This is a genomic window from Sphaerimonospora thailandensis (genome assembly GCF_016863115.1).
GTDB lineage: Bacteria > Actinomycetota > Actinomycetes > Streptosporangiales > Streptosporangiaceae > Sphaerimonospora > Sphaerimonospora cavernae.
Genome location: NZ_BOOG01000013.1, coordinates 124,470 through 148,467, shown reverse-complemented (window position 1 = coordinate 148,467; position 23,998 = coordinate 124,470). Strand labels below are relative to the sequence as shown.

Sequence of the window (23,998 nt, the reverse complement as noted above, 5' to 3'; positions counted from 1 at the left end):
GATGAGGCGATGAGGCGATGAAACGGAAGGTGCTGGTGCGGGTCGACGACCGGGAGTTGGTGCTGACCAATCTCGACAAGGTCCTCTATCCCGATGCCGCCTTCACGAAGGCCGAGGTCATCGACTACTACACGAAGATCGCCGCGAACATGCTCCCGCACATCGCGGACCGCCCGCTCACGGTCAAGCGTTTCCCCGACGGCGTCGAGGGCCAGTTCTTCTTCGAGAAGAACGCGCCGGCGCACACGCCGGACTGGGTCCGTACCGTGACCCTGCCGGCGCCGGGCAGCGGCAGGAACCGAGAGAAGATCGAATTCGCCGTCATCGGTGACCTGGCGACGCTGGTCTACTACGCCAACCTGGCGGCCCTGGAAGTCCACGTCCCGATGTGGCGGGTCACAGCGGACGGCGGCGCGCTGCCGCCCGACACCCTCGTCTTCGACCTCGACCCCGGCGCGCCCGCCACGATCGTCGAGTGCTGCCGGGTCGCCATGCTGCTGAGGGAGGCGCTGTACGCCGACGGCCTGGAGAGCTTCCCCAAGACCAGCGGCAAGAAGGGCATGCAGCTCTACGTGCCGTGGGACCGTGGTGCCGGCACATCCGACTACGCCAAGGCGCTGGCCCGGGAGCTGGAGTCCCACGATCTGGGAATCACGAGCGTGATGGCGAAGAAGGCCAGGCCGGGCAAGGTCTTCATCGACTGGAGTCAGAACAACCCGGCGAAGACCACCGTGGCGCCCTACTCCATGCGCGCCGACCGCCTCCCCACCGTCTCCACTCCGCTGACCTGGCAGGAGATCGAGGAATGCGAAAGTCCGGAGGACCTCGTGTTCACCGCTCCCGACGTGCTCGACCGGGTGGCGAAACACGGCGACCTGTTCGCCCACGCGCACGCTTAGCTCGCGCTTCCGTGGGCACCCGGGCCGTAGGGTGGACTGTCGCACTGTGTTTCACAACTGTGCTTTCACAGAGGATCCTGCGGAAGGGACCCTTCGGAACGGGAGGCGGACACATGTCCGAAATGGACCCCCTCGATGAGATCGTCGAGGAGATCTCGACCGAGGCGCCGGAGGCGGACACGGTCGAGCAGTACCAGCTCGTGAAAGTCTCCGAGGACCCCCGATGGCCCCATCGGGTCCCGTTCGAAGCCGACCCGGCCGACGTGGCCGAGCAGGAGCGTACGGTTGACCTCGGCGAGGACGAGGATTATCGCTGAGCTGCTTTACCGGCGCGTAGGATGTGGCCCCGGGGCCGGCGAGCCCCGATGCTCATCCTCACTAGGAGACTGCCGTGACCGCTACCCCGGACGCCAAGCCCCGGGGCACCCGGCTGCCCCGGATGGCCCGCCGACTCCAGTTGTTGAGCGCGGCGCAGGAAGTGTTCGTGGAGAACGGCTACCACGCGGCCGCCATGGACGAGATCGCCGAGCGGGCCGGGGTCAGCAAGCCGGTGTTGTACCAGCACTTCCCGGGCAAGCTGGAGCTCTATCTGGCGCTGCTGGACATGCATGTCGACGACATGGTCACCCGCTGTCGTGAGGCGCTGGCCTCCACCACGGACAACAAGCAGCGGGTGCAGGCGGCGATCGGTGCGTTCTTCGACTTCGTGTCGAGCCAGGGCGAGGCGTTCCGGCTGGTCTTCGAATCCGACCTGCGCAACGTCGCGCCTGTACGGCAGCGGATGGAGCGCTCGCTGCGCGAGAGCGCCGAGGCGATCAGCCAGGTGATCCAGGAGGACACTGGCTGCTCCAGCGACGAGGCCCACCTGCTGGGCGTCGGTCTCGTCGGCATGGCCGAGGTCAGCGCGCGTTACTGGCTGGGCAGCCAGGGCTCGATCCCCAAGGAGGCGGCCACCCAGCTCATGGCGCGGCTCGCCTGGCGCGGCATCAGCGGCTTCCCCCGGACCGGCTGACCGTACCCGGCTGCCCGCTGACCGTACTGGCCGCTGCCCGTACTGGCCGGCCGTACGGACTGGCCGTACCCGGTTGAGAAGGATTTCTGTTCGCTTGACGCGATCACAGGGCCCGCCACGGCCCCCGGAGACGACGATGGGTAGGGACGAGCCCGCGCGAAAGGGGAGCCCCATGGAAATCAAGATCGGCGTTCAGTCGGTGCACCGCGAACTCGTGGTGGAGACCGACCTGTCGGCCGAGCAGATCGAGGAGGAGCTCCGCAAGGCACTCGCCTCCGACAAGGGCATCTTCTCGCTCACCGACACCACGGGCCGCCGCGTCGTCGTCCCCGTGGCCTCACTCGGATTCGTCGAGATCGGCGAGGACGAGCCGCGAACGGTCGGCTTCGGCGGCACGCTCTGACGCGTCCGACACGTTAGACCAGCGGGATCCGGGGAGCGGGAGCGGGAGGGCGCGAAGATCGCGGCCCCTCCCGGTACGGCTCCCCGGTGTGCTGCCCGAACCGATCGTGTCCCAGGTCGTGTCCGCTTCACCCCCGGGCCGACGGGCCGGAGCACTGCGGACGATCCCGGTAGCGGCAGCCGCGCGGGCGGCGTACCGGGTCCGGCAGATGGGGGTCGTCCCGGCCACGGCCGATGGTCGGGCACCCCAAGCTTCCTCTCCGCAGCACAGCGCGCGAAGTCCAGAGATTCGGCCCACATCTTGTCAAGGAACTGCCGTAGCGGCGCGAGGCCCTCATGACTCGCACGGTACAACCGTTCGGCGCCATCATGGCGCTCGATGAGGAGATGGACCGCCCCGGAAACGGAAAAACCCGAAATTCAGGGCCCGGGGGTGAGGCCGATGGCCGCCATCCGCTTGCCGTGCTCCTCGGTCAGCCGCGCGAACAACCGCCCGATCTCCGCCAGGTCCTCACCCTCCTCGTCGCCGACGAGCATCGCGGCGAGCTCAGGGCGGGCGGCCGCCAACCGCTGTCCCTGGCTCAGCGCCTCCCCCACCATCCGGCGGGCCCACAGCGCCAGACGTCCGCTCAGCCGGGGATCCGCCTCGATCGCCGTACGCACCCGCTCGACCGCGAACTCCGAGCGGCTCTCGTCTGCCAGCACCTCGTCGACCAGGCCCCGAATCGCCGGTTCCGCCCGCCTCGCGATCTCCCGGTAGAAGTCCCCCGCGACACCCGTGCCGACGTATGCCTTCACCAGCGCCTCGTGCCAGTCCCTCGGCTTCGTCTGGGCATGCCATGCGTCGATGGCGTCGACGAACGGGGCCATCGCCTCCTCGGGATCAGCGCCGAGCGATGCCAGTCGGTCGCGGAGCATCCGGAAGTGGCCGTACTCCATCGCCGCCAGGTCGCCGAGCGCCGCCCTGTCGGTGAGACTGGGCGCCAGCAGCGCGGCGTCCTCCGCCATGCGCAGGAACGCGGTGAGCTCGGCGTAGGCCAGCACACCCAGGAGGTCCACGACGCCGGGAGCGGGAGCGGAATCAGTCATAGGTGCCAGGGTACGGCCGAGCCGTCCCGATCCAGGGCATGAGGCTCCCAGGCTCCGCGACACCGAGGACACTTCTGGCAGGAAGCACGGAAATCGGTTCACGGTTGTGGTATCGAGTACACTGATGCGTGGAAGTGCGACCGCATTGTGTCCATCCCTGGGCGCGTGTCGATCTGGAGTGTGGCTCGGATTCGGGAAACACAGCTCGGTCTGAGGCCCGTGTTCTGGAGTCCCCAGAAAGCTGGATGTCGCGGTCGCTGATGACAACGAGGGCGCGACCGTCCGTGAGGGCCCGGACCGGGATCGATCTGCCGGCCGGATGTCCCGGAGGGCCGCCTTCGCACCGATTTAGGTAGGCCGACGCTGACAACGACGTTCCGAGACCTGGGAGTCATCCCGGAGATCGCCGATGCGCTCGAGACCGAGGGCATCACTTCACCATTCCCGATTCAGGAGATGGCGCTCCCGCTGGCACTCGCCGGTCAGGACGTCATCGGCCAGGCGCGAACCGGCACGGGCAAGACCTATGCCTTCGGCGTCCCCATGCTTCAGTTGGTCGGCAAGCCCAGGAAGAACCGCAAGAAGCCGCGCGGCCTGGTCCTGGTGCCGACCCGGGAGCTCGCCCTCCAGGTGACCGAGGACCTCGTCCTCGCCTCCGGCAAGCTCGGCTCGCGGATCCTCACCGTGTACGGCGGGCGGGCGTACGAGCCGCAGATCGAGGCGCTCAAGAGCGGCGTCGACGTCATCGTGGGCACCCCTGGGCGGCTGCTCGACCTGATCAAGCAGAAGCACCTCGACCTCGGTCAGGTCACCATGCTCGTCCTCGACGAGGCCGACCGGATGCTCGACCTCGGCTTCCTCCCCGACATCGAGCGCATCATCAAGATCGTCCCCGAGAAGCGACAGACGATGCTGTTCTCGGCCACCATGCCCGGCGAGATCGTCGCGCTGTCACGCCGTTACCTCACCCGCCCCACCAACGTGCGCGCGGAGAACGTCACGGCCGAGGCCGAGCCCACCACGTTGACGACGCAGTTCGTCTACCGCACCCACCGCATGGACAAGATCGAAATCCTCGCCCGGCTGCTCCAGAGCACCGGTAACGGGCTGACGATGGTGTTCTGCGAGACGAAGCGGGCCTGCGACATGGTCTCCGAGCAGTTGCACGGCAAGGGTTTCGCGGTGGCGGCCGTTCATGGCGACCTCGGACAGGGGCAGCGAGAGCAGGCGCTGCGCGCGTTCCGCAACGGCAAGATCAACGTGCTGGTCGCGACCGACGTCGCCGCGCGGGGCATCGACATCGACGACGTGACCCACGTGGTCAACTACGACTGCCCCCAGGACGACAAGACCTACGTCCACCGCATCGGCCGTACCGGCCGCGCGGGACGCACCGGCGTGGCCGTCACCTTCGTCGAATGGACCGAGCTCACCCGCTGGAAGGTCATCAACAACGCGCTCGGGCTGAGCTTCGCGGAGCCGGTGGAGACCTACTCCAGCTCTCCCCACCTCTACACCGATCTCGACATCCCGGAGGGGACCAGGGGCGTTCTACCCAGGGCCAGCCGGTCCCGGGCCGGGTTGGAGGCCGAGGAGATCGAGGATCTCGGTGAGACGGGCCGTACGCGTTCCCGGGACAGAGCGGACCGGCGCGGTCGCTCGGAACGGGAGGAGCGCCGGGAGCGTCCCGCTCGCACCCGTGAGCGCCGCCGCACCCGCGGCGGCCGCCTGCAGGATGCGGACACGGCAGCCGAAGCCGTCGAGCAGCAGGCCGCGCCGACCGCGGAGGCGTCCGACCCGGACAGTGCGACGGTGGAACCGGCGGCGGGCAGGCGCAGCCGCAGAGGTGCCAACGGGGCCGCGCTCAGCGACGCGCTGGCCGAGATCGGGCCAGCCGTCTCCGAGTCGGACGTTCCGCCGACCGCCGCCACGACCTACGAGGACGCGGCAGACGACATCGAGGCGGACGACGACGCGATCGCCGGACCGTTGCCGGCCCGGCGGCCCGAGCCGGAGCGGATCATCCCGCCGAGCCCGTTCGTCGTGGTGTTCAAGTCTCCCGACCTGGCGACCGACGACGACGATCTCGCACCCTCAGCGGCGGCCGAGCGCGTGCAGCACCAGCAACAACGGCGGCGTTCGAACCGGCCCCAGCCTCGCCGCACAAGGTAACCGGCACGTCGAACAAGCGGCACGTCGAACAACCGGCACCGTGGCCGGCCCCTGCGAGGTGGTCGGCCACCGAGGCGGGTGCGGGATGGCGGACGCCGGATCGTAACCGGCACAGCGATTTCACTGGTGCCTGTACAACCTTCTCTGGGTATCGTGATGCCACGTGAGTGCGCGAGTCTGCAGCAGACGGTCCAGGACGCGGGTCACCGACCCGTCGGTCGAAGGGGTCCCTGACGGCAAGGAGGTTTCGTGAGCACGCCACGATTCCTGGCTCTCCCCCCTGGCGTCAGCACCCGGCAGATCGAGACTCCGGCCGGCACGTTCGCCGCCCTGGAGGCCCGGCCCGTCAGCGGTGTCGCCGAACGCTGGCCCGCCTTACTCGTTCCGGGATTCACCGGGAGCAAGGAGGACTTCATCGCGGTCCTGCAGACGCTCGCCCAGGCGGGTCGCAGGGTCATCGCGATCGACATGCGCGGGCAGTACGAAACCCAGGGGCCCGACGATCCGCGGGCGTACACCTGCGCGGCCCTCGGCGCCGACATCGGCGCGATCGTCGAGACGGTCGGCCAGGGGGAGCCCGTCCACCTACTCGGGCACTCGTTCGGCGGCCTGGTGACCCGGGAGGCCGTTCTGGACGGCATGGCGCGACCGGCCTCACTCACGCTGATGAGCTCGGGGCCCGCGGCCATCATCGGTTCCCGGGAGCGAGTCGGCCGGGTGATGCTGGCCGAGCTGCCCGAGCACGGCATCGACTACATCTGGGCCAACCGGCTCGAGCCGGAGGCGCTCCGGGCTGGGGTTCCCGACGAGATCGTGGCCTTCCTGCGCAAGCGGCTGCTCGCCAATCACCCCGTCGGCCTCCGCGTGATGGCCGAGGAGGTGCTGAACGCGGTCGACCGCGTCGCCGAGCTGGCCCGGCACGACCTGGACGTCCTGGTCCTGTACGGCGAACACGACGACGGCTGGCCGCCGCTCCTGCAGGCAGAGATGGCTCACCGGCTCGACGCCGAGTGCGTGGTCGTCCCGGGCGCGGTCCATTCTCCCGCCGTCGAGGCCCCCGAGACGACCGCGGCGGCGCTCATCCGGTTCTGGAACACCGCGGAGAGCCGCCTGCTCCAGTTGCAGCACATCTGACCTGGGCATCAGGTCAGCCGTCGCCGAGACCGTCCCAGGGGAGGCGGTCCGGTGTGGCGGCCTGGCCCTCGGGGCAGTGCCGACGGAAGTCGCACCAGGAGCACAGCGGTCCCGGCCGGGCCGGGAACATCTCGTCGATCTCGGGTGGGAGCGGCTTCTCGGCAGCGGGGCCTCGATCCGTCCGGCGGCCTCCGCCACCGCGGCCACCCGCCCAGTCGCGGTAGGCGTCGTCGGCCGCGGCCGCCTCCTGGGCGATCTCCTCGGCTCGGCGCAGGTGGCGGTCCAGCGACTCCTCAGTGTGCTCCCACTCGATGACGGCGCCCGTCGGAACGTGATGGAGCTCCACCCGGCGACAGGTTCGGTGCATCATGCGCGCCGAGGCGATCGCGTAGATGGCCAGCGCGATCGAGGACCTGGCGTCCTCGGTGGTCAACGGACGCCGACCGGTCTTGTAGTCCACCACGACCAGTTCGTCGCCCCGCCGGTCGAGCCGGTCGACTCGTCCGGAGACCGCGATGACGGCCGTCCGCGTGGCGACGACACGCTCGACGCCGACAGGCTCGTCAGAGGGATCGAGCGTCGAGGCGTACCCGGACACCATCTCCCGCGCCCGGTCCCGCCATGACGCCGACTGCTCCTCGTCCCGGAAGCCCTCGCCGATCCAGCCGTTGGTCAGGAGGATGGCCGCCATGAGCGGGGTGCGCCGCTCGTACGGCTCCCGCCACCACGCGGCCAGCGCGTTGTGGACCGACGCCCCCAGGCTGTTGTGCGCCCAGGCAGGCCCCTTGGGCGGCGCCGGCCGGTCGAGGTAGGTGAAGCGATAGCGGCGCGCGCAGTCCAGCCAGGAGTTCAGCCGCGAGGGCGTGCAGGCGTAAAGCCGCTTCGGCATGCCGTCGAGGCCGAGTTGCTCCATGCCTGATCCGCCCGATCTGCCCGATCCGCCCGTCGTGCCGCCGCCGCTACTCGTCGAGGTTCAGCTTGATGCCGGCCGCGCCCCTGCCGTCCATGAGCGGCGTCGTCTCGATCTGAGCCTCACCCTCACCCTCGCCCGTGCCGGCGAGCGACCCCGACAGCCACTGGTCGAACTGCGGCTCAAGATCACCGATCAGGCATTCCTCGCCATGCGCCGGGAGCACGCGCGTCTGGTGCGCCAGCGTGAACAGACGCTCGCCGATCGCGGTGAGCTGGTCCGCGAGCGCGGGATATTCCCCGCCGAGCTTGCCGGGGCCGTCGGCGAGCAGCGTCTTGCCGGTGAAGACCGCGCCCAGTTCCTCGCAGTAGAGCGACACGCCACCCGCGGTCACTCCGGGCGTCGTCAGGACCTCCAGTTCGACACCGGCGACGGCGAACAGGCCCTCGTCCTCCATCTCGATGTCGGGCCAGGTCTCCTCCCAGGTCTGCCGCCACAGGCGCTTGTCCTTGGGATGCACCGCGATGACCGCCTCGTCCCTGGCGGCCGTCTCGATGGCGCCGCCGACGTGGTCCGGCAGGCCGTGGGTGCAGATGACCGCGAGGACCTCCCGGTCGCCCACCTTCTCGAGGATCTTCTCCGCGTCCCGCGCGGGGTCGATCACGATCACCTCGTCGTCGTCGCCGATGATCCAGGTGTTGTTCTCGACCTTGTGCTCGACGCCCTCGATCTCCACCGGGCCCGAGGTCACAACTCGTTCGATGCGCGCTGTCACGGCTCAGAACCTTACTATCTCCTTCGCGCTCTAATGAGCCTCACCGTCCAGGCGGGGGGAGAATGCGCCGAACGGCAGATCGAGCGCCTGATCGTGGTCACGCAGATCCCTGAGCGTCAGGTTGGCCAACGCGACGAAGCAGCCGACCTCGGCGGGCCAGACGATCGTCCACAGCCAGTTGCCGAGCGCCTCCCCGACGTACACCGCCCGGTCCTCCGGCACCTCGCCCGCGCACCACAGTGCCGCCGGGTGGCCCCGTACGTCGATCTTCGCGTGCGGCGGTCCGGCATCGAAGCCGACCCCGGGGTCGGGACCGGGCAGTCCGGCGAAGGCGGCGCCGAGTCCCACTCCGGGCTCCTCGGCGATGACCAGCATGTCCGCCGGGCCAGGGGTGATCGACGGCCCCGTCAGGGCGACCACGCTCGCCCGCACTCCGCTGCGCTCGTCCCCCACCTCGGCGAAACCGGTGACCAGCCAGCCCGCCGGCAGCGGCCAGGGAATCCAGACGGGCACCCGCGCGGCCTGCCGGATGGCGTCGGCCGCGGCCTCCGACGGGCGACGGGGAGGCTGGAACGGCAGGACGTCCCCGTGCGCGGCGCAGCGCCACGAACTGGACCAGACGCTCGGTTCGTGCAGCGGCCCGAAGCATCGCGGGCAGATAGGCACGGCTCTCACAAATACTCACGGTGCTTCGGAGACATGCCCAACGTCAAGGCTTTTCCCGTTATCTAGTCGTAATCTTGGCATGTGCGGTCCATCAGATGCGTAGGGGCGATCGTCATGGACGAGAGCGGGCGACTGCTGCTGATCCGCCGCGGGCGCCCGCCCGCCGAGGGCAGGTGGTCCCTGCCCGGCGGCAGGGTCGAGCCGGGCGAGACCGACGCGGAGGCGGTCCGCCGTGAGCTTCGCGAGGAGACCGGCCTCGACGTCACCGTGGGCAGGTGGGCCGGCGCCGTCGAGCGTCCCGGGCCCGGTGGCGTCACCTACGAGATCCACGACTACGTCGCGACGGCGGATCCCCGGGCCCCGCTCTCCCCCGGTGACGACGCCGCCGACGCCCGCTGGTGCCGGCCCACCGATCTGGTACGGCTCCCGCTGACGCACGGTCTCCTCGACGCCCTCCACGAATGGGGCATCCTGCTGCATGACGCCCCAGACCACGGCAGCAGGGAACAGGACATCGGGGAGCAGGGCGTCACTGATCTCCCGTCATGACCCGGCTGCGCCAGACCGTGAGGTGATCACCTGCGGCGGACCTGCCGATGGCCACCACCGCGTCGCCCGACGCCGCGACCGTGCCGAACCACTGGGCCCCCGGCCCCCCGAGCGTCCGGGCATCCGGCCCGCCCGGGCCGTCACCCGCCACCCGGGTCCATCCGCGGCCGTCCCCGGATATCCACGCTGTGCTGTCGACCTCGCCCGCCGAGCCGTGCGCCCCGACCGCCACCAGTCCCGAGCGGGTGACGGTGACGTCGAGCACGCTCGCTCCCGCCTCCGCCGGCAGCGTGCCGTACTCCCACCGCATGGCACCGGTCTCGGCGGCCGCCTCAGCCGAAGCCGGCTTCCAGTCGGACAGTGCGGAGAACGGTCGGGCTCCCTCGCCGGTCACCGAAACGCCGATCACCACGACAGCACCGGACGCGGGGGTCACGACGTGACGCAGCCCCGCCGACCGGGCGTCCGGTGGGATCACCCGGCCGCGGGAGGTCCAGTTGAGGCCGTCCGGGGACACCCAGACGACGCCCGCTTCCCGGTCGGCCGCACCCGCCCCACCCACGGCGACGAACCCGTACGGCGTCGCCGCGACGTCGGCGACGCGCACTCCCGCGCCCCCGGCCGGCATCCTCTCGGGCGGCACGCGGGTGAACCGCCTGAGGTCGGGGCTGAACCACAGGGCGGGCAGCACCCCGACCGAACCGCGGTCCTCACCCGCGAGCACGTATCCCTTCGGGCCCGCCGCCACGACACGGGGCGCGAGCAGGAAATGGCCTGCGGCGACCTCGGGCATCGGGACGGGGTGCCATGACCTGCCGTCGGCGGAGGTCACCAGCAGCGGCCGGGTCACCGCCGGATCCGTCGTCGTGCCGCCGACGGCGAGCCAGCCGTACGGGCCATGGGCCACGCCGCTCAGGGCCTGCCGTCCGGGGCCGCCGAGCAGGCCGGGAGAGCCGGCGTCCGTCCAGCTCTCCCCGTCGTCGGCGCTCGTCCAGATCGCCGCGTCGCCGTTCGCCGAGCCCACCGCCACGAACACGCCGCCGGCCGCCGCGATGTCCGCCGGGTCCCTGACCGTCCGGTCGAGCCCGTCGATCTCCTCGAGCCGTACGGCTCTGGCCGCCTTCTTGCCCGTCTCCCCCTTCTTGATCTCGACCAGGACGGGCAGGTTCTCCACGTCGCCTGGGCCGCGCTTGTCCCCGCACGCCACCAGCTGGCCCGTGTCGGTGATGGCCAGTCCGCGCAGCGTACCGGGGATCTCCCCCAGGTCGGCACGCCTGGTCCAGCCGCGCCCGTCCTCGCTGGTGTAGACGGCGTACCTCTCCCAGGCATACTCGATGACGGCCGCGACCCCGGCCGCTGACGACGTGAGACCCCGCACCCCGGTCCCGTCCGGGCCCAGCCGCCCGATCACCCCGCACCGGCTCCAGCGGACGCCGTCGCGCGAGCAGCGCACCCGTACGTCCCCGGACGCCGGCCTCTGCCGGATCGGGACGACCACGAAGCCCTTCTTCGTCGCGGTGAGCGTCCCGGGCTCCGGGCGGACGCCGGGGAGGGCCGCGGCCGTGCGCAGCCAACTGCGGCCACCGTCATCGGATCGAAGGACGACCGAGCCCCGATCGTCGCCCCGATCGTCGCCCCGATCGTCGCCCCGATCACCACCCCGGGTGCCGTTCGAAGCCGGTTCGGCCAGCGCCACCACCCGGTCCCCCCTGGCGGCCACCGCCCGGATCCCCCGCGCCCCGTGCCCGGAGCCGATCCGGTCGGGGTCCACCCTGGTCCAGCTCGTGCCGTCGGGCGACACCCAGGCCGCTGGGCCCGCCGTGCCATCACCCAGCACGGTGACCCCGACAGCGAGGAAGCCGCTCGCGGTTCGCGCCACATCGATGATCCTGTCCTGACTCCGGAACGCGGCGAGCCGGTCCGCGGCCACGGCCGTCCAGGATCTGCCGTCGGAGGAGACCCACATTCCACGGACGGCCACCGGGTTCGCCCAGCCGCCCCGGCCGGCCTCACCCTCCTGGTCCGCCTGCTCGGCCTGGAGCGGCCCGCTCACCCGGCCAGGGACATCCGTGCCCACCGCCAGCCACCCGCCGGTGCCCCCGGCCACCCGGCCGACCGCCCCGATGGCCGGCTCATATCCGGCGGCGCTCACCGTCGATCCCCCAGCGGAGGCAGCGGTAGAGCTCTCGACCCTGCCCAGCTCCCATCGCCTGCCACCGTCGACGGAGACCAGGAACAGCGGCCTCGGGGCCGGGCCCGTGGTGTCGCTGCCCGCCGCCACAATCGTCGACCCGACCGAGGCGATCGCGTTGAGCACCTGGCTCGAGCCGCTGCCGGGCAGGCCGGGCACCGTGAACACGGCGTCGGCCGAGCGGCCCTCACCCGCCGCCAACGTCAGCCCCGATCCAGCGGGGCTCCCGACGCGGTTGACCACGACCACGCCGAGCACGGCGGCCACCAGGATGACCGCCGCCACCACGAGGGGACGCGTCGGCCTCGGAAAGCCACCGGGCCTCGACGCGAAATGGGGCGGTTCAGCACCGTCCCAGGGCTCCGCCTCCGGCTCACCCGTGCCCTCCCAGGGCCTCACCTCCGGTCCGCTCGCGCCCTCCCAGGGCCTCACCTCCGGTCCGCTCGCGCCCTCCCAGGGCCTCACCTCCGGTTTGCCCCAGGCGATATGGGCGCGAGGTGTGGGCGTCCCCGGGATCCTCGGCGGGGAGGTCTGGGGCGTACGTCCCGGTGTCTCCCGTGGTGGTACCGGTGACGCCGGCGATCTCTTGGTGCGGCCGGAGGCCACCAGCTTGTCCGGCCGCGTCACCAGTCGTCGTCCGCTCCGGGGCGTCACCCCCGATCCGGTGCCGCTTCCGTGCCCACGATCGGGATCGGGATCGGGATCGGGATCGAGCCCGAGGTCGGGTTCAGGTCTGCGTTCGGATTCCGGCTTCCGGCCGTGTCTCGGCTGTGGCTGTGCCTGCCTCGATTGGGCCTGCCTCGATTGGGCCATGCCGTACGGCGCTGCGTAGGGATTGCGCCCGCTCCGCTGCGCGGACTGCGAAAGATCCGAGTGCGAGGGGTCAGGTCGGGGGGCCCAGGCATCCGACCCGATGTCATCCGGCCGTTCGGTGGCCTGTGCCACCCCGAAATCCTGTGCTGCCCCGAAATCCTGGGCTGCCCCGAAATCCTGGGCTGCCCCGGAATCCTGGGCTGTCCCGGAATCCTGGGCTGCCCCGAGACCCTGGGCCCCGAGACCCTGAACGCCCGCCGGCTCGTGGATCCCCTCCAGTTCCTGGATCCCTTCCAGCTCTCGGATCTCCTCGAACTCGTCGGCGGGAGGCTGCCGGGACGGTTCCGCACGCGTCGATGACTCGGGGTCTTCGGATTCGGGGTCTTCGGATAAGGGCGCGGCGAACGGCGGCAGCGCCCAGGGGGACGGGGCCGGCGGCGAATGGTGCAGTGCCGGCGGCGACGGCCGGTGGTCACCGTCGCCGCCGGACGGGTGGTCACGTTCATGAGGGCCCGGGGCCACGTTCAGTACCTCCTGGAGGGTGTGCCTGACCGCTCCACCGGGGTTACGCCAAGGCGAACGTGATCATTGTGATACCCGAACACCAATCAAGAGCAACACGCGAACGCCGATGCGACCAGACCTCCAGGGACAGATTTATCTAGAGAGGGACCGAATTGCCCGTCTTCGGGCGATTACTACTACCGCACCGCCGTACACGGCGAACTGCACGACCGTGCCGACGACGGACTGCCAGGGCAGCTCACCCTGCTGGAGCGCGCTGTCCAGGTCTCCCGAGGCGGCGACGACGCCGAAGGCCGCGACGTTGTTCGTCGCGTGGAGCGCGATGGGGGCCTCCAGGCCTCCGGTGAGGATCGCCAGCCACCCCATCAGCACCCCGAACCCGAAGACGTACGCGATCCCCCAGTCGGTGTAGCCATGCAGCGCGGCAAAGGCGCTCGCGCCCAGCAGGATGCCGGGCCAGGGGTTACGTAGATAGGCGCCGAAGGCCTGGATGATCCATCCGCGGAACATGTACTCCTCGGCGGCGGCCTGGAAGGGCACGAGCACCAGGATGACGAGCGCCGGCGGGAGGAACGTCTCCCAGCCGGCCCAGCCGTACACCGGATCCATCCCCGTGAGCAGCAGTGTCACCGCCTCAGCGAGCTGGCCGAGCACGACGGCCGCGACCGCCACCAGCAGGCAAAGGGCCAGCCAGTTCCAGCGGAGCCGGCCGAGGACCGAGGAGAGCGTCCCCGGCGGGCGACGCTGGATCGCCCATGCCGTGCCGTACACCACCGGAATGGCCAACGCGATCACGCTGAGATGGAAGCCGAGGTCGAGGAGCGGATCGACGAACATCCGGTCCCCGCTCATCACGAGGGGAAGGCGTGCCAGCGTGGCGACCGTCCACGCGGCCATGACGAGCCCGAGCGACACGATCAGGAAACCGCCCACCGCGGCCAGCGTGCCGAGGATCGGCCGCCACCAGCGGTGCAGCGGCGTTCGAGCCAACTGGTCGTACCTCACCGCCGCCGGAGGCGGCATGACCCAGGGCATGCGAGCGGGCGGCGACCACTGATAAGGCGGCGGATACACCTGTCATTCATACCCGGCTAATCGGCTCGCTCACGACGGCCGGGTGGTGAATGGACGACGGCTATGTGGACGACGGCGGGGTGAAGGCGGCGGTGCGGGCGAGGCCGGCGGCCCGGCCCTTGGCGGCCACGACCAGGGCCATCTTGCGGGACGCCTCGTCGATCATCTCGTCGCCGAGCATGACGGCGCCCCGCTTCTCGACCGTCGTGTAGTACTCGTAGGCGTCGAGGATCAGCTCGGCGTGGTCGTAATCCCGCTGCGACGGCGAGAAGACCTCGTTGACCACGTCCACCTGACCAGGGTGGAGCACCCATTTGCCGTCGAAACCCAGCGCGGCCGACCGGCGGGCCACCCTGCGCAGGCCGTCCACGTCGCGGATCTGCAGGTACGGGCCGTCGATCGCCTGCAGACCGTGTGCCCTGGCGGCCATCAGGATCCGCATCAGAATGTAGTGGTAGGCGTCGCCCTCGCCGTACCCCGGCGGCTGCTCGCCCACGACCAGCGTCCGCATGCCGATCGAGGCCATGAAGTCGGCCGGGCCGAACACCAGCGTCTCCAGGCGCGGCGAAGACGCGGCGATGGCGTCCACGTTGACGAGCCCGGCGGCGTTCTCGATCTGGGCCTCGATCCCGATGCCGCCCTCCGGCAGCCCCGCCGCCCTCTCGATCTGGTCCAGCAGCGTGGCCAGCCAGACCACGTGCGAGGCGTCCTGAACCTTCGGCAGCATGACGCAGTCGAGCCGGTCACCGGCCGCCTCCACGATCTCGATCACGTCGCGGTAGGTCCACTGCGTGGTCAGGTCGTTCACACGGACGACGACGGTCTTGCCGGTCCAGTCGCCCTCACGCAGCGCGCCGACGACGTTCTTGCGCGCGTCCTCCTTCGCGCCGGGCGCCACCGAGTCCTCCAGGTCGAGGAAGATCTCATCGGCCGCCAACCCCTGAGCCTTCTCGATGAAGCGGGGATTGCTGCCCGGCACGGCCAGGCACGAACGTCGTGCACGCATGGGCTCCACGCTAGCGGCACCGTCCCGCCCTGGCAGGTCAGGGTGAGGTCGCGGACACCCTTGGTAGGACTGCTACAACCCGTCTTCACCGGGCGTCTGATATCTCGCACTTTTCCCAGTGCGGCACGGCAGCCGCTATCGGATACCTACAAATCAGGCCAGACGTTCTTGGTCTTCAGCTTGTACGACTCGCGCCGCGACTCGACAAAGAATGGTCAACGGTAAAAGAGACCTCCGCGCCAGGCCGAAGGACCGTCAGGCTGTGGAGGCGACCGCGCAGCCTTGTTAGGAGTGATCGATGGCCAACGCCACCGCCACCGGGGCCCGCCCCGCCGTGCTGTCCGACCTCATCCCCGCCGTTCCCGGCAGTACCGCCGCCCGCGTGCGCGACGCCGTACTCGTCGCGGCCGGCGCGGGGCTGACCGGCCTGGCCGCGCAGGTCAGCATTCCTCTCCCCGGCGACCTCGTCCCCGTCACCGGCCAGACGTTCGCCGTGGTCCTGGTCGGAGCCGCACTCGGCATGAACCGCGCGTTCCTCAGCATGCTCCTCTACATGGCGGCGGGGGTGGCCGGAATCCCGTGGTTCGCCGGTGGCGCGCACGGATTCGGCGGCGCGACGTTCGGCTATGTGCTCGGCTTCATCGCCGCCGCCTCGCTCGTCGGCTGGATGGCGCAGCGCGGCGGTGACCGTACGGTGCTCCGTACGATCGGCACGATGGTCCTCGGCAACCTGGTCATCTACGCCTTCGGTCTGCCGGTGCTGGTCGCGGTGACCGGCCTCGACCTCGGGACCGCCCTGTGGGCGGGCGCCGGGAAGTTCGTCGTCGGCGACCTCCTCAAGATTGCCCTGGCGGCCGGCATCCTCCCCGCCGCCTGGAAGCTGGCCAACCGCTGACCGCGCATCCGAGGGCATGAGAGGCTGAAGGCATGAGTCTGCCGCTGATCGAAGAGGGTGCGAAGAAGTCGAGCGTGCTGTGGATCACGCTACCCTCCGGACGGCGGCTGGCCTGGCACGTGTGGCACGACGGGGCGATCTACGTCGTGACCGGCGGCGACGAGCAGTCCCTGCCCGGGTTGACCGAAATGACCGAGGTCGAGATCACCCTCAGGAGCAAGGACAACGGCGCGGAACTCGTCCGCTTCCCCGCCGCCGCCGAGATCGTCGATCAGTCGGCGACCGGGGACGCGGTGGCGGCGCTCGCCAAGGAGCGGCTCAACGCCCACGACGCCGCAGGACTGCTCGCCCGCTGGGCCGAGCAGTCCTTCGTCGTACGGCTCACTCCCGAGTGAGCCGCTCAGTGCTTGATCGGGGAAAGGTCCAACTTGCGGCCCTTGAGGCTGCCACCGGGCTTCTTGCCCAACTCGGCCGCGATGCGGCGCAGTTCGACCGCGGCGGGCGCGTCGGGGTCGGTCAGGACGAGCGGCTTGCCCTCGTCGCCGCCCTCACGCAGCCGCAGGTCGATCGGCACCTGGCCGAGCAGCGGCACGCGGGCGCCGAGCGTCCGGGTCAGCGCGTCGGCCACGGCCTGGCCGCCGCCCTCGCCGAAGACCGCGACCCGCTCGTCGCAGTGCGGGCAGGGCAGCCATGACATGTTCTCGATGACGCCGGCGATCTGCTGGTGGGTCTGGGCCGCGATAGAACCGGCCCGCTCGGCCACCTCGGCGGCGGCCTGCTGCGGGGTGGTGACCACGAGGATCTCCGCCGTCGGCATCCGCTGGGCCACCGAGATCGCGATGTCGCCGGTGCCCGGCGGCAGGTCCATCAGCAGCACGTCCAGGTCGCCCCAGAAGACGTCGGTGAGGAACTGGTAGAGCGCCCGGTCGAGCATCGGCCCGCGCCAGACCACCGGAGTGTTCCCCTCCGGCTTGAACATCCCGACCGAGATCACCTTGATGTCATGCGCGACCGGCGGCATGATCATGTCTTCGACCTTGGTGGGCCGCTCGCCGACACCGAGCATGCGCGGCACCGAGTGACCGTAGATGTCGGCGTCCACGACGCCGACCTTGAGGCCGGAGGAGGCCATCGCCGCGGCGAGGTTGACGGTGACGGACGACTTGCCGACGCCGCCCTTGCCGCTGGCGACCGCGAACACCCTGGTCAGCGAGTTCGCCTTGGCGAAGGGGATCTCCTTCTCCGGTCCCCGGTCGCCGCGGAGCTTGGTCTGCAGGTTCTTACGCTGGCCCTCGCTCATGACGTCCAGGTCCACATGGACCCGGGTCACGCCCTCGACCTTCGAGACCGCCTCGGTGACATCCCGAGTGATCCGGTCCTTGAGGGGGCAGCCGGCGATCGTGAGGTAGATCCCGACGCGCACCACCCCGTCCGGGGAGATCTCGATGGGCTCCTTGACCATGTCGAGTTCGGTGATCGGCCGGCGGATCTCGGGGTCGTTGACGGTTGCGAGCGCAGCCCTGACCAGTTCTGGGGATGGTGCCATGAATCCATGCTATGGACGCGGGCGGGTTCTTCCTAATGCGGGGCGGGTGATCTGACGGACAACCCACGCCGGATCAGTGCCGGGCGGCGCCGTCCCTGAGGTCTTCCCTGAGGTCCTCATGAAGGTGCTGCAGTTCGGATCGGATGTAGTCCCTGGTCGCGACCTCACCGAGTGCCAGGCGCAGGGCCGCGATCTCACGGATGAGGTACTCGATCTCGGCCTGGTTGCGCTCGGCCCGCACCCGGTCCTGCTCGTACTGGACGCGGTCGCGGTCGGCCTGCCGGTTCTGCGCCAGCAGGATGAGCGGCGCGGCGTACGACGCCTGGAGCGAGAGCATCAGGGTGAGGAAGATGAACGGGTACGGATCGAACTTGACCGGCAGGAGGGTGTTCCAGAGCAGCCAGACCCCGATGAACACGGTCATGTACACGATGAACCGGGCGGTTCCCAGGAACCGGGCGATCCGCTCGGAAAGGCGTCCGAACGCCTCGGGGTCGTAGTAGGGCCGGAGGCGGAGGGGGGCCAACTCACGCGGCTGGTCGAGTCGTTCAGTCATTTTCTCTCACGCCAGTCCTGCGGCAGCATGTGGTCCAGCACGTCGTCGACGGTCACCGCGCCGAGCAGGCGCCCGTGCTCGTCCACGACGGGGGCCGCGACCAGGTTGTACGTGGCGAGGTAGCAGGCCACCTCGGGGATCGTGAACTCCGGTCTGATCGGGTCCACGGTGATGTCTATCACGCCGCCGAGCAGGGTCGACGGCGGCTCTCTCAGCAGCCGCTGGAAGTGCACGACGCCGAGGAAGCGGCCCGTCGGCGTCTCGCCGGGCGGACGGGTCACGTACACCTGGGCCGCGACGGCGGGCGTCAGCTCCTGCTGCCTGACGTGCGCGAGCGCCTCGGCCACGGTCGAGGTCGGCGGGAGGATCACCGGCTCCGTTGTCATCATGCCGCCCGCGGTGTGCTCGGCGTAGGTCAGCAGCCGCCGTACGGGGGCGGCCTCCTCGGGCATCATCAGCCGCAGCAGCCCCTCCGCCTGCTCCGGCGGCAGTTCCTGCAGCAGGTCGGTCGCGTCGTCGGGGCTCATCGCCTCCAGCACGTCGGCGGCCCGCTCCCGGTTCAGCCGGCTCAGCACGATCACCTGATCCCGCTCGGGAAGTTCCTCCAGCACATCGGCGAGCCGGTCGTCGTTGAGCGCGGAGGCCACCTCCGCCATCCGCTTGTCCGGCAGTTCGTGCAGCATGTTGGCGAGGTCGGCCGGGCGCAGCGCCTCGAAGGCGGCGAGGAGGTTGGCCGCGCCCTGGTCCTTCTGGGCCACGCCGAAGCCGGTGACCTCGTCCCAGTCCACCACGTGGGTCTCGCCCCTGCGCCGGGTGCCGCGCCGTACGGCGACCCTGGCGATCAGCCAGTCCGAAGGACGGGGCTGCTCCATGGCGAGGTCCTGGACCGTCACCCGCTCACCCTTGAACTCCACGGCCAGGTCGAGCAGCTCCCCGATGGCGAGCGTCTCGGTGCTGCGCTGTTCGAACCGCCGCATGTTGAGCTTGCCCGTGAAGATCACCGCGCCCGCCTCGATGCTGGTGATCCTGGTGATCGGCAGGAACACTCTGCGGCGTGGCTGGACCTCGACCACGAACCCGTGCACCCGCGGCGGCAGCGGTCCGCGCAGCGAGACCACGACGTCCCGGATCCGGCCGATCTGGTCGCCGACCGGATCGAAGACCGCGAGCCCGGCCAGCCGTGCCAAGAAGATCCGATCCACCCTGTCAGGGTACGCAAGGGCCGCTGCCGAGGGGCGCGGCGCCACCTGGCGGGAGAAGTTCGGGATATGACAGGATCAAATCCCTTCCTTGGTAATTACAGAGCAGGTGATGGATGAAGGCTGTCAGCCTGGCGATCGCGGTCGTTTCGGCCTTCAGTTTCGGGTTCTCCGGGCCGATGGCGAGGTTCCTCGGCGAGGCGGGGCTCAGCCCGCTCGAGTCGGTGTGGGTACGCATGGCGGGAGCCGGGCTGGTCATGCTGCTGGTCCTGGCGATCGTCCGGCCGCGCGCGCTGCGCGTCCCCCGTGACCGCATGCTGTTCTTCGCCGCCTACGCCGTGATCGCGGTCGCCGGCGTCCAGGGCCTGTTCTTCTTCGTGATCACCCGGCTGCCGGTCGGGGTGGCGCTGCTCTTCGAATACACCTCGCCCGTGCTGGTCGTCGTCTGGGTGCGTCTCGTCCGCCAGGTACGGCTGGCGGGCGCGGCCTACCTGGGCGCGCTCGTCGCGGTCGTCGGCCTCGCCGTCGTCGTGGAGGTCTGGCACGGGATGCGGCTGGACGTGATCGGCGTCCTGGCGGCCCTCGCCTCCGCCGCCTGCAGCGCCGGATATTTCCTGATGAGCGATGGCTTCGGGGACGACATCGACCCGCTCGGCCTGATCTGCTGGGGCATGGTCGGCGCCGCGGTGATCCTGCTGCCCATCTCGCGCCCCTGGGGCATCCCCTGGTCCGCGTTCGCCCGGACCGCCGCGGTGGGCGATCACGCACTGCCGGTCGCCGGCGCCGCGGCCTGGATGGTGTTGGTCGCGACGGTCGCCGCCTACGTCACCGGCGTCATCGCCGTACGCAGGCTCTCGGCCGCCGTCGGCGCCACGGTCTCGTCGATCGAGGTCATCGCGGGCGCTCTCATCGCGTGGGTGCTGCTCGGCGAGCGTCTGGGCACCTTCCAGATCATCGGAGGGGCCGTGGTGCTCACCGGCGCCATGCTCGCCCAGTCCGCGACCGTACGGCGGTCGCCGATGCGGGGCGAGCTGACGCTCGGTCAGACGATCGGATCCTGAGCGCCTCCGGCGGAGGACGCCGCCTCGCTCGGCGAGAAAGCGGCGGTGTCGGCGCCGGTACGGAGGCGACGCCGTGTCTCAGGTCGCCTCGTTGTCGTAGGGCGGGATCTCGCCGAAGCCCAGTTCCGGGTTGACCGTCGGCGGCAGCGGGTCGCGGTCGATCGCGGCCGGGGCGTTCCAGTCCTTCTCGAGGTCCTCGAGCAGGTGCTTGCGCACGAAATTCTTGGGATTCAGATCGGCGGGGTCGAAGTTGGAGAACTCCGGCCCCAGATTGGTCTGCAGATCGGTCTTGGCGTTGTTGGCCATCTGGCGGAGTTGCCGCAGCGTACGGCCCGCCTGCGCGGCCGCCTGAGGAAGCTTCTCCGGGCCGAACACGAGCAGGGCGATCACCACGAGCGCCAGCATCTCCGGCCAGCCCAGTCCGAACACGGCGTTCTCCTCCCGCGACAACGGCTGGCTTTCAGACTAATGCCCCGTTGGAGTCAGGAGGGCTGGGCGGTCGGAGCGGGAGCCGCGCCGATCGTCACCATGGCGGTCCGTTCCTCGCCGCCGTGCCGGAACTTGATGCTCACCCTGTCGCCCGGGGCCTTGCTCCGGATGGTGACGATCAGCTCGCGGCTGCCGCCCACCGGCTGGCCGTCGACCTCCAGGATGACGTCCCCCGGCCGCAGGCCGGCCTTGTCGGCGGGGCCGCCGGCCGAGACCGATCCGCTCTGGTTCGCGATGCGCACCCCCTGGCCCTGGTAGCTCTGGTCGATGCTGACGCCGATCCGCGAGGTCCGGGCCGTACCTGTCGTGATCAGCTCCTGTGCTATCCGGCGCACCTGGTTGGCCGGGATCGCGAATCCGAGCCCGATGCTGCCCGACTGCTGGCCGAGCAGCGAGTTCGCCCCCACGGTGGCGATCGCCGAGTTGACCCCGATCACCTCGCCTGAGGCGTTGACCAGCGGGCCGCCGGAGTTGCCCGGGTTGATCGCCGCGTCGGTCTGAATCGCGTTGATCAGCGCGTAGTCGGAGCCGGTCGATCCGCCCGCCTCGACCGGGCGGTTGAGCGAGCTGACGATTCCGGTGGTCACGGTGCCGCTGAGGCCCAGCGGGGAGCCGATGGCGATGACCGGGTCGCCGACGACGACGCTGTCGGAGTTTCCGAGCGGCAGCTCCGGCGCCTTGACGGGACCGTCGGGCTTCACCACGGCGATGTCGGAGTTGGGATCCCGGCCGACGATCTTGGCGCTCGCTGAGGTGTGGTCGTTGAACCGGATGCGGATCTCCCCCGTCCGGGCGGCGACGGCTACCACATGGTTGTTGGTCACGATGTAGCCGCCCTTGATGACGAAGCCCGACCCGGTGCCCGCCTCGCTGTTGCCCTTGACTTCGAGCGACACCACGCTCGGCAGGACCCTGGCCGCGACCCCCGCGACCGACTCCGGTGGCCGGGACGTGGCCGCGCCGCGGGGTGAGGGCAGGGTGTATCCGGGGTCGATGCCCGAAGGCGATCGGGTCAGCAGGAACGTTCCCCAGCTCGCGGCGCCGCCGGCCACCAGCGCGATGATCACGGCCAGCACCGTTAACAGGGCCCCGCTCGGGCCGTGCCGCATGGTCGCCGAGCCGGTCGGCCCCCCGCCACCGAACGGGCCGTAGGCCCCATGCGGTCCGTGTCCCAGTTCGTACGGCTCCTGGCGGCCGTGCGGGCCCTGCCCGCCGTACGGCTCCGGCGGCGGCGCCCACTCGGGCCCCAGCCCGTACGCGTTCCGAGGGGGTGGCGGATCACCGAACGGCCCGGTGGCCGTCCCGCCGGGCGAGGCTCCCGACCAACCACCCGGCCAACCACCCGGCGAATTCTCAGCCGCATCCCCTGCCGGACCGCCGTCAGGTCGCCCCCAGCCGCCTGGCTCTTCCCGCCCGTAGGGGTCGTCATGCGTGCCACGACCCCAGGCCTCCCCCGGCTCCCAGGACCCTCCGTGCTCGCCCTGCCCGTAGTCACCCTGCCCGTAGTCGCCTTGCCCGCGGCCGCCCTGGTCGGGGGGCTCCCCGTGCTCCCCCGGCAGCGGGGGAGGCAGGAACTCGGGCCGGTCCTTCGCGCCCGAGGAACGCGTGTGATCGGTCATCGGGACACTCACTCCTCGCGCACGACGTCATCCATCCGGACAACACGCTCTACGGTAAACCACCGGCGAGAAAGCGGTCAGTGAGAGAGCCCTGGGGTGGCGCTCCGCGACGGGGTCGGTGAGATCTTCGCGGTCGGCACCAGGTGCTGAACCGGCGGGTTGACGAAGCCCTCACCCGGGACCGGCCGCTGGTGGGCGCCCGCTCCGTTCACCATGAACATCGTCCCGATGGCCATGGCGGCGGAGGCCACTCCCACCGCGACATAACCGGCCCGCCTGGCCCGGCCGGACCGTCCCGGACCGACCGCCCCGGAGACCCGGCCCGGCCGGTTGTCCAGTGGCCGACCGTCAAGGGGGGCGCCGCCGTGCATGCCCGGAAGCCCGCCTCCGGCGCCGAACGCGCCGCGGTCGGGAAAGGGCCGGATCCGCGGCGGCAGCGGGCCGCCCGGCTCCGACATCCTCAGCAGCGACATGGTGAGATCCGCCGGCATTGCCGGGGGGTCCATCGAACGGAGGCGGCTCTTCAGCGCCCTCATCGCATCGACCTCGGCGCGGCAGTCCGCACAGAACGTCAGGTGCGCCAGCGCGCGCTCCCGTTCGGTGTGACCGAGTTCGCCGTCGATGAGCGCGGAGACGCGCTCGCCGAGATGACTCATAGTCCCTCCCTGCTGAACGAAGGGGGGGTTTGATCATTTCTGTTGGCCGAGGGCGCCCGGTGGTCGAGCGCCTCCCGAAGCTGGGCCCGGCCCCGGTGGATGCGGCTGCGCACGGTGCCGAGCTTGACCCCCAGCGTCGCGGCGATCTCCTCGTACGACAGCCCTTCGATGTCGCACAGCACGACCGCCGCCCGGAACTCCGGTGCCAGGGCGTCGAGCGCGGCCTGGATGTCGGGCTCCAGGTGCGCGTCGTGGTAGGCCTGCGCCGGTGAAGGTTCACGACCGTGCAGCCGCTCGGCCGCGTCGTCCGCCAACCCCTCGAAACGGATGCGCTGCCTGCGCCGGGCCATGTCAAGGAAGAGGTTGGTCGTGATCCGGTGCAACCAGCCCTCGAATGTGCCGGGCGTGTAGCTCGACAGGGACCGGAAGACACGGACGAAGACCTCCTGGGTGAGATCCTCGGCGTCGTGGACGTTGCCGGTCAGGCGGTAGGCCAGGCGATAAACCCTGGCGGAATGCGTGCGGACCACCTCCTCCCACGTGGGAGGCGTCCAGTCGGACACCGAAGTCTCCGCCTGGTGGTCGTGGTCGTCGGCCACCGGCATTCCTCTCTGCAGGACTGTCGCTAAAGCCATAGTGCCTGGTTTCACCCCTTCCTGCGCACCTTGTGCCGAGCAGCCTTGAACAAAGACCGTTCAAAGCGTGCAACGTCCCTGTTGTGGCATGAGTTCCCGATCCGGGCCGACTCCCCTAGGCTGCG

At 70.3% G+C, this 23,998-nt stretch carries 24 protein-coding genes; 10 read left to right on the top strand and 14 right to left on the bottom strand.

Features of this window, described 5'->3' with window-relative positions:
- Positions 1-17: 17 nt before the first annotated feature.
- From ligD to Mth01_RS07770, 4 genes are all read left to right on the top strand, one after another.
- Complete coding sequence (ligD, locus tag Mth01_RS07785) at positions 18-899, top strand: non-homologous end-joining DNA ligase (RefSeq protein WP_204013626.1); 882 nt, start codon at positions 18-20, stop codon at positions 897-899.
- A gap of 113 nt (positions 900-1,012) precedes the next feature.
- Positions 1,013-1,216: a hypothetical protein gene (locus Mth01_RS07780; RefSeq protein WP_204013623.1), complete on the top strand. Its 204-nt coding sequence runs from the start codon at positions 1,013-1,015 to the stop codon at positions 1,214-1,216.
- A gap of 74 nt (positions 1,217-1,290) precedes the next feature.
- A complete protein-coding gene (locus Mth01_RS07775) occupies positions 1,291-1,911 on the top strand; it encodes a TetR/AcrR family transcriptional regulator (protein ID WP_239089462.1) in 621 nt (206 codons plus the stop codon).
- Positions 1,912-2,083: 172 nt separating this feature from the next.
- Positions 2,084-2,314 carry a DUF3107 domain-containing protein gene (locus tag Mth01_RS07770; RefSeq protein WP_204013620.1) on the top strand — a complete coding sequence of 77 codons (231 nt, stop codon included), beginning with the start codon at positions 2,084-2,086 and terminating at the stop codon, positions 2,312-2,314.
- 419 nt (positions 2,315-2,733) lie between these two features.
- Here the strand turns inward: Mth01_RS07770 and Mth01_RS07765 are convergent, their stop codons facing one another.
- Positions 2,734-3,402, bottom strand: a complete 669-nt coding sequence (locus Mth01_RS07765) for a ferritin-like fold-containing protein (RefSeq protein WP_204013617.1) — start codon at positions 3,400-3,402, stop codon at positions 2,734-2,736.
- 456 nt (positions 3,403-3,858) lie between these two features.
- Here Mth01_RS07765 and Mth01_RS07760 point away from each other — a divergent pair, with 456 nt between their 5' ends.
- A complete protein-coding gene (locus Mth01_RS07760) occupies positions 3,859-5,574 on the top strand; it encodes a DEAD/DEAH box helicase (RefSeq protein ID WP_204013614.1) in 1,716 nt (571 codons plus the stop codon).
- Between the two features lie 249 nt (positions 5,575-5,823).
- Positions 5,824-6,708, top strand: coding sequence for an alpha/beta fold hydrolase (locus Mth01_RS07755; RefSeq protein ID WP_204013611.1), 885 nt, complete (start codon positions 5,824-5,826; stop codon positions 6,706-6,708).
- Between the two features lie 13 nt (positions 6,709-6,721).
- Here the strand turns inward: Mth01_RS07755 and Mth01_RS07750 are convergent, their stop codons facing one another.
- Genes Mth01_RS07750 through Mth01_RS07740 form a run of 3 tightly spaced genes read right to left on the bottom strand, consistent with a single transcriptional unit; the run spans position 6,722 to position 9,068 of the window.
- Complete coding sequence (locus tag Mth01_RS07750) at positions 6,722-7,621, bottom strand: RecB family exonuclease (RefSeq protein ID WP_204013608.1); 900 nt, start codon at positions 7,619-7,621, stop codon at positions 6,722-6,724.
- A gap of 46 nt (positions 7,622-7,667) precedes the next feature.
- Positions 7,668-8,393, bottom strand: coding sequence for an MBL fold metallo-hydrolase (locus tag Mth01_RS07745; protein WP_204013605.1), 726 nt, complete (start codon positions 8,391-8,393; stop codon positions 7,668-7,670).
- A gap of 30 nt (positions 8,394-8,423) precedes the next feature.
- On the bottom strand, positions 8,424-9,068 hold the full coding sequence (locus Mth01_RS07740) for a DUF6758 family protein (protein WP_204013602.1): 645 nt from the start codon (positions 9,066-9,068) through the stop codon (positions 8,424-8,426).
- Positions 9,069-9,140: 72 nt separating this feature from the next.
- On the opposite strand from Mth01_RS07740, the gene Mth01_RS07735 reads away from it, so the two are divergent.
- Positions 9,141-9,608, top strand: a complete 468-nt coding sequence (locus tag Mth01_RS07735; protein WP_275408900.1) for an NUDIX hydrolase — start codon at positions 9,141-9,143, stop codon at positions 9,606-9,608.
- On the opposite strand, the gene Mth01_RS07730 is transcribed toward Mth01_RS07735, so the two are convergent.
- The 3 genes from Mth01_RS07730 to Mth01_RS07720 all read right to left on the bottom strand — a co-directional run bounded on the left by Mth01_RS07730 (position 9,589) and on the right by Mth01_RS07720 (position 15,217).
- The gene (locus tag Mth01_RS07730) at positions 9,589-12,084 is read right to left on the bottom strand and encodes a hypothetical protein (protein ID WP_204013599.1); all 2,496 of its coding nucleotides are present in this window, start codon (positions 12,082-12,084) and stop codon (positions 9,589-9,591) included. The genes Mth01_RS07735 and Mth01_RS07730 overlap by 20 nt on opposite strands.
- A gap of 1,185 nt (positions 12,085-13,269) precedes the next feature.
- A complete protein-coding gene (locus Mth01_RS07725; RefSeq protein WP_204013596.1) occupies positions 13,270-14,160 on the bottom strand; it encodes a CPBP family intramembrane glutamic endopeptidase in 891 nt (296 codons plus the stop codon).
- Between the two features lie 112 nt (positions 14,161-14,272).
- On the bottom strand, positions 14,273-15,217 hold the full coding sequence (locus tag Mth01_RS07720; protein WP_204013593.1) for an HpcH/HpaI aldolase/citrate lyase family protein: 945 nt from the start codon (positions 15,215-15,217) through the stop codon (positions 14,273-14,275).
- 298 nt (positions 15,218-15,515) lie between these two features.
- Here Mth01_RS07720 and Mth01_RS07715 point away from each other — a divergent pair, with 298 nt between their 5' ends.
- Both Mth01_RS07715 and Mth01_RS07710 read left to right on the top strand, forming a co-directional pair.
- The gene (locus Mth01_RS07715; RefSeq protein ID WP_204013590.1) at positions 15,516-16,112 is read left to right on the top strand and encodes a biotin transporter BioY; all 597 of its coding nucleotides are present in this window, start codon (positions 15,516-15,518) and stop codon (positions 16,110-16,112) included.
- Between the two features lie 32 nt (positions 16,113-16,144).
- On the top strand, positions 16,145-16,507 hold the full coding sequence (locus Mth01_RS07710; protein WP_239089461.1) for a hypothetical protein: 363 nt from the start codon (positions 16,145-16,147) through the stop codon (positions 16,505-16,507).
- 5 nt (positions 16,508-16,512) lie between these two features.
- Here the strand turns inward: Mth01_RS07710 and Mth01_RS07705 are convergent, their stop codons facing one another.
- The 3 genes from Mth01_RS07705 to Mth01_RS07695 all read right to left on the bottom strand — a co-directional run bounded on the left by Mth01_RS07705 (position 16,513) and on the right by Mth01_RS07695 (position 19,416).
- The gene (locus Mth01_RS07705; protein ID WP_204013587.1) at positions 16,513-17,658 is read right to left on the bottom strand and encodes an Mrp/NBP35 family ATP-binding protein; all 1,146 of its coding nucleotides are present in this window, start codon (positions 17,656-17,658) and stop codon (positions 16,513-16,515) included.
- Positions 17,659-17,731: 73 nt separating this feature from the next.
- Positions 17,732-18,214 carry a DUF1003 domain-containing protein gene (locus Mth01_RS07700; protein WP_204013584.1) on the bottom strand — a complete coding sequence of 161 codons (483 nt, stop codon included), beginning with the start codon at positions 18,212-18,214 and terminating at the stop codon, positions 17,732-17,734.
- The gene (locus Mth01_RS07695) at positions 18,211-19,416 is read right to left on the bottom strand and encodes a magnesium transporter MgtE N-terminal domain-containing protein (RefSeq protein ID WP_239089460.1); all 1,206 of its coding nucleotides are present in this window, start codon (positions 19,414-19,416) and stop codon (positions 18,211-18,213) included. The genes Mth01_RS07700 and Mth01_RS07695 overlap by 4 nt, the downstream gene beginning before the upstream one ends.
- A gap of 113 nt (positions 19,417-19,529) precedes the next feature.
- Here Mth01_RS07695 and Mth01_RS07690 point away from each other — a divergent pair, with 113 nt between their 5' ends.
- Positions 19,530-20,474, top strand: a complete 945-nt coding sequence (locus Mth01_RS07690; protein ID WP_204013580.1) for an EamA family transporter — start codon at positions 19,530-19,532, stop codon at positions 20,472-20,474.
- 78 nt (positions 20,475-20,552) lie between these two features.
- Here the strand turns inward: Mth01_RS07690 and Mth01_RS07685 are convergent, their stop codons facing one another.
- The 4 genes from Mth01_RS07685 to sigE all read right to left on the bottom strand — a co-directional run bounded on the left by Mth01_RS07685 (position 20,553) and on the right by sigE (position 23,843).
- Positions 20,553-20,903: a sec-independent translocase gene (locus Mth01_RS07685; protein WP_204013577.1), complete on the bottom strand. Its 351-nt coding sequence runs from the start codon at positions 20,901-20,903 to the stop codon at positions 20,553-20,555.
- Between the two features lie 53 nt (positions 20,904-20,956).
- Positions 20,957-22,582, bottom strand: a complete 1,626-nt coding sequence (locus tag Mth01_RS07680) for a S1C family serine protease (protein ID WP_204013574.1) — start codon at positions 22,580-22,582, stop codon at positions 20,957-20,959.
- Positions 22,583-22,659: 77 nt separating this feature from the next.
- Positions 22,660-23,238, bottom strand: a complete 579-nt coding sequence (locus Mth01_RS07675; RefSeq protein ID WP_204013571.1) for an anti-sigma factor family protein — start codon at positions 23,236-23,238, stop codon at positions 22,660-22,662.
- Complete coding sequence (sigE, locus tag Mth01_RS07670) at positions 23,235-23,843, bottom strand: RNA polymerase sigma factor SigE (RefSeq protein WP_204013748.1); 609 nt, start codon at positions 23,841-23,843, stop codon at positions 23,235-23,237. Before sigE ends, Mth01_RS07675 begins: the two co-directional genes overlap by 4 nt.
- Positions 23,844-23,998 lie beyond the last annotated feature (155 nt).

Excerpts from the sequence above, each read along its gene's own strand:
- ligD (WP_204013626.1), top strand. The coding sequence starts at position 18 with ATGAAACGGAAGGTGCTGGTGCGGGTCGACGACCGGGAGTTGGTGCTG.
- Mth01_RS07780 (WP_204013623.1), top strand. The coding sequence starts at position 1,013 with ATGTCCGAAATGGACCCCCTCGATGAGATCGTCGAGGAGATCTCGACC.
- Mth01_RS07770 (WP_204013620.1), top strand. The coding sequence starts at position 2,084 with ATGGAAATCAAGATCGGCGTTCAGTCGGTGCACCGCGAACTCGTGGTG.
- Mth01_RS07765 (WP_204013617.1), bottom strand. The coding sequence starts at position 3,402 with ATGACTGATTCCGCTCCCGCTCCCGGCGTCGTGGACCTCCTGGGTGTG.
- Mth01_RS07760 (WP_204013614.1), top strand. The coding sequence starts at position 3,859 with ATGGCGCTCCCGCTGGCACTCGCCGGTCAGGACGTCATCGGCCAGGCG.
- Mth01_RS07750 (WP_204013608.1), bottom strand. The coding sequence starts at position 7,621 with ATGGAGCAACTCGGCCTCGACGGCATGCCGAAGCGGCTTTACGCCTGC.
- Mth01_RS07725 (WP_204013596.1), bottom strand. The coding sequence starts at position 14,160 with ATGCCGCCTCCGGCGGCGGTGAGGTACGACCAGTTGGCTCGAACGCCG.
- Mth01_RS07720 (WP_204013593.1), bottom strand. The coding sequence starts at position 15,217 with ATGCGTGCACGACGTTCGTGCCTGGCCGTGCCGGGCAGCAATCCCCGC.
- Mth01_RS07715 (WP_204013590.1), top strand. The coding sequence starts at position 15,516 with ATGGCCAACGCCACCGCCACCGGGGCCCGCCCCGCCGTGCTGTCCGAC.
- Mth01_RS07710 (WP_239089461.1), top strand. The coding sequence starts at position 16,145 with ATGAGTCTGCCGCTGATCGAAGAGGGTGCGAAGAAGTCGAGCGTGCTG.
- Mth01_RS07705 (WP_204013587.1), bottom strand. The coding sequence starts at position 17,658 with ATGGCACCATCCCCAGAACTGGTCAGGGCTGCGCTCGCAACCGTCAAC.
- Mth01_RS07700 (WP_204013584.1), bottom strand. The coding sequence starts at position 18,214 with ATGACTGAACGACTCGACCAGCCGCGTGAGTTGGCCCCCCTCCGCCTC.
- Mth01_RS07690 (WP_204013580.1), top strand. The coding sequence starts at position 19,530 with ATGAAGGCTGTCAGCCTGGCGATCGCGGTCGTTTCGGCCTTCAGTTTC.
- Mth01_RS07680 (WP_204013574.1), bottom strand. The coding sequence starts at position 22,582 with ATGACCGATCACACGCGTTCCTCGGGCGCGAAGGACCGGCCCGAGTTC.
- Mth01_RS07675 (WP_204013571.1), bottom strand. The coding sequence starts at position 23,238 with ATGAGTCATCTCGGCGAGCGCGTCTCCGCGCTCATCGACGGCGAACTC.
- sigE (WP_204013748.1), bottom strand. The coding sequence starts at position 23,843 with ATGCCGGTGGCCGACGACCACGACCACCAGGCGGAGACTTCGGTGTCC.